Origin of the sequence: Polynucleobacter sp. 71A-WALBACH (genome assembly GCF_018882365.1) — a bacterium.
GTDB lineage: Bacteria > Pseudomonadota > Gammaproteobacteria > Burkholderiales > Burkholderiaceae > Polynucleobacter.
This window is the reverse complement of record NZ_JACVOP010000001.1, coordinates 1,225,208-1,229,257: the sequence shown is the minus strand read 5'-3', so window position 1 is coordinate 1,229,257 and position 4,050 is coordinate 1,225,208. Positions and strand designations below refer to the sequence as shown.

2 protein-coding genes are annotated in these 4,050 nt (G+C 45.4%); both read right to left on the bottom strand.

All coding sequences use genetic code 11. The annotated features are described in order from the left end of the window. Positions 1 to 1,413, bottom strand: a 1,413-nt coding sequence (locus ICN42_RS06240) for an Ig-like domain-containing protein (protein ID WP_216252284.1), incomplete at its 3' end; no start/stop codon positions are given. Positions 1,414 to 1,821: 408 nt separating this feature from the next. After that, positions 1,822 to 4,050, bottom strand: a 2,229-nt coding sequence (locus ICN42_RS11990; protein ID WP_304609719.1) for a VCBS domain-containing protein, incomplete at its 5' end; no start/stop codon positions are given.

The following is a 4,050-nucleotide window of genomic DNA, read 5'->3' as shown; positions in this document are numbered from 1 at the left end:
CCCATCCACGCTGCTCGTACCTGTTAGTACGCTACCTGTGGTCGCACTACTATCTTCTGCAACCGTGATGCTTTCATTTGCATCTGTAAAGCTATCGTCTACTGGGCTGACGGTAATCGTTAAGGTCGAGGTATCACCGGCGGTGAGGCCAGCATCATCGCTCAAGGTGTAAGTAATGACCGGGATCGCGCCGTTGTAGTTCGCTGCGGGTGTAAAGCTATAGCTACCATCGGCATTCAGGGTAATGTCACCCTTGCCAGTGATGGTCACTGTGTCGCCGGCATTATGCACAGTCGCACTGCCAGCAATCACAAAGCTCTTGACTGTAACTGTCCCATCCACGCTGCTCGTACCTGTTAGTACGCTACCTGTGGTCGCACTACTATCTTCTGCAACCGTGATGCTTTCATTTGCATCTGTAAAGCTATCGTCTACTGGGCTGACGGTAATCGTTAAGGTCGACTGCTTTTCAGTATTAGTTGTATAGCCAATTGTTGGTACTGCACCACTCCAATTGGGCTCAGGCGTAAAAAGATAGGCGCCATCAGCCGCAATAGTGACGCTACCAACACCTGTTAGCACTGCTGCTTGACCTGGAGTGTAGGTAATGCCATTTATGCTAAAACTAGTTACCGTCAAAGCAGAGTCCACATCACTATCATTACCCAATACATTACCAACTGCCGTTGAATCTTCCGAGATGGTTTGAGAATCTGGGGCTAGGATGCTTGCTTGGTTTGCTCTGGGCTCCTCAGGAATAAATTGTGCTTGAGGTGTAACTGGATTTGGCGCCTGAGGCGTGGTGGTTGTAGGTGCAGCTTCAACACTGCGAGCCGGCTCTACTGTTTGCGTAGTTGTTGGGGAATTGGGTTGCGATACTGATGAGGTTGGAGACGCAGGCGATGCAGCTGCGGGTGTTCCTGCTGGAGCTTGGGCAGCACGAGGTATTCCACCACCGCCTGTAGAGCCTTGATTGCCACTATTACCACCCGCTTTGTTTACACCTGGATCTAATTCTGGCGGCGTATCACCTTGTTTTCCTAGTTCATTTGCTTGAACGGTGAGCGTCAGATTAACCGCATCACCCTTTAATCCACTTAGATTCTCAGTAAATTTGCTACCCTGATCGCTAGGGGTATTTGAAATCGTCCCCTCATCTAGAGCCTCACTCGGTTTTTGCGAATCCACCTCAACAACTTTATTATTGGGGTTCTTTGGTTCGTTAAAAAGACTTGGATTATCTGGGTTTGGGGTTGGCGTTGTAGGGATGGGGGCATCGCCCTTAACTTCACCATTTTGCGTAATCGGAGATTGTTCCGCTGCGCTGGGTTGCTGCAAGGACGTCATATTATCAAGATGCTGAGCATCATTGACTTGTTGAGTTGTTGGTGCGTTACTTGGTCTATCAGCCATGACTTCTTTTCAGTAAATTTTTAAGGCGCAATTACCCGATCTGTTGTGACTGTAATAGTAGATATGTACTTATGTAAGCCTGATATTAGTTATATAACTATAGTTATATAAAAATTAACAAATACCCATGCTTATTGATAATCTAAAAGCCCCAATTAAGAAAGAGCTCCCTCAGCATTTGCTTGTAACAGCCAATCAATTCTGGATGGTGCTTTTGAAGGCCTGAGCATCTAGAAGCGACCTTTTGAGTTGCGACTCTTCAGCTCATCTTCATCTATGAGGTAAGGACCGGCTTGCTTGCGGTAAAAGGCTGCTCCTTGCTGTAGGTAGGTGTTTTCAACCAGATAGCCTAGTTTTAATATAAACTCCCATTTTTTTCTTTGGAGTTGAGCTTTTGACCACAGTAAATCAATGCCACAAAATCTTGTCTACATTAGTAATCTCATGGGCAGTCCCATCAGCCGTTGTAATAATGGCTTCATTGCCCGCATGATCACTTGTAAAGTTAATCTGCTTATTAGCCGCATCAATAGTAGCTGTGCCTGACTTAATCTGTACAGTCCAATCCCCAGATTCATTACTATAGCTATTCGTGAGAGAACCACCTGCCGCAGAAATCGATGCAGGGCCTCCATGATCGCTTGAGACATCAACTACGTCAGTCCAGCTAGCTCCTTGCAGAGCATCGCTTAATGAGGAACCGCCTGCAATACCAAGTGCATCGGGCACGCCGATTTCTTTACCGTAGAGAGTGGCCACTTCATAGTCGACACCACCAATATTGACTGTAATAGTTGAGTGAGAATCTGTTGCCCCATCCTGATCAATTGAGATGACTGAACGAGTACTGTCAGCAGGATTGAGGATGGCAGACAAATCGACATAATCACCATCATTCACATTAAAGTCATTAATAGCCAATGGACTTTCGGCAAGAGAAGCAATTTGATACACATCTTGGACGCCATTGGCATCAGTTCCAACAGAGCTTACTGCAAACGCTACGTCTTCAGCAATTCCAGTACTGCCATCGGTCATAGTGTAAGTTGTTTGGCCATAGATTAAGACATCGCCATCAGCTGCCGTGTGAATCACTCCATCGGAGGTTAAAGACAAACTCAGAATACCGCGGTCAGCTAGAGATAGGAACTCACCAGCATCAACAATGCCGTCGCTATCAGCATCTTGCCAGATACCAAAGTCATTAAATCCAGCATCTTTAGCGTCAAAGACATTGTCATGATTCGCGTCATAGGCCCTGGCGAGGCCTTGCAAGTCAGTCTCACCAGCATGGGTGGAAAAGGTAATATTTAAGTTGCTGTTTTCAAGTTTCTGGGCCAATAAACCATCGTTAGCCGATATCCATGCGGTATTGAGTGCTTGGCCCGTGCTTCCATAATCATGCGCAATACCAGCAGCAAGACTTTGATATTGAATACCATCGCCATTTAAATCAATTGCAATTGGAGTTATACGTGTAGCCATCAGAGAACTGAGATCGGCAATTGTTACGCCCTCAAGATCAACCAACAAAGAATTTGCTGCTGTTGTACCGGGTGCCGTTGCAGATAGTTGCTCATAAATATAGGTATGGGTTACTGAGCTGATAGTGGCAGTAAATGCAACCACGGTATTTGCTGCGCCAAGAATATTTGCCTTTAAATACTGAACTGCTGCTGCAACGTTGGCAGCCGATGTTAAGCTTAATGCGGTTGAGTAAGAATCGGCATCATCAAAGGTAACTATGCCATTACTAATTGCATGAGATTTAACAGTTGCACCAGCAATAGTCAGAGTTGAATCTGTACCATTAGTAGCAAGAGTGTCCGATGCTACAGCTACAGTACCTTGTAAATCCAAGGTATCCAATACATTATTAAAATCCTTAACAACGTCATATCCACTAATTGTTCCGGAATTTCCAGTTCCACCAACGGTTGCTAAAGAATTGCTTGTATTAATGATGAAGGTATCTGCCCCTATGCCACCAGTCAGAATATCTGCGCCAGCGCCACCAACTAAGCTGTCGTTTCCTGATCCACCACTTAATGTATCAGCGCCAATATTACCAACCAGGTAATCATTACCAGCGCCTCCGGTTAGTGTGCTAGCCCCAGTTTGTGCATTCCAAATAATTGAATCGCCTGTTGTTTCAGCATTGAGAGTTAATACTGTATTAAGGTTATTATTCAGAGCAACAGTTGCTGCAGAGCTTGAATTAGTGCCATCGGTAGCAATTACACTAAAACTACCATCTAACGCTCCAGTGTTCTCCCTAACCGTGAGGTCGCCAACTGTTGCAATAAGGAGGGGGGTAGAACCCATGCTAGCTATAGTGAGGGTAGGTATGGAGCCAGCAATAATAGTTCGCGAATTAAGGCCAACCTGACTAGATTCTGGATCCGTAAAATAACTAGATAATATTCCCTCCCCACCTGTTAATGTAAGGCTAGATGTATTGGCATTAGTAACAATGGTTAATAAACCACTAGTTGCACTGAATGTTGCAGCGTCATTGGTACCGGTAATGGTCACGGTAATTACTTGGGTGGTGCCATCAGCAGTAGCGACCGTAATACTGTCGGTGTAATTTTGACCAGCAACAAACTCATTGTGCGCAGTACTAGCGGTATACTC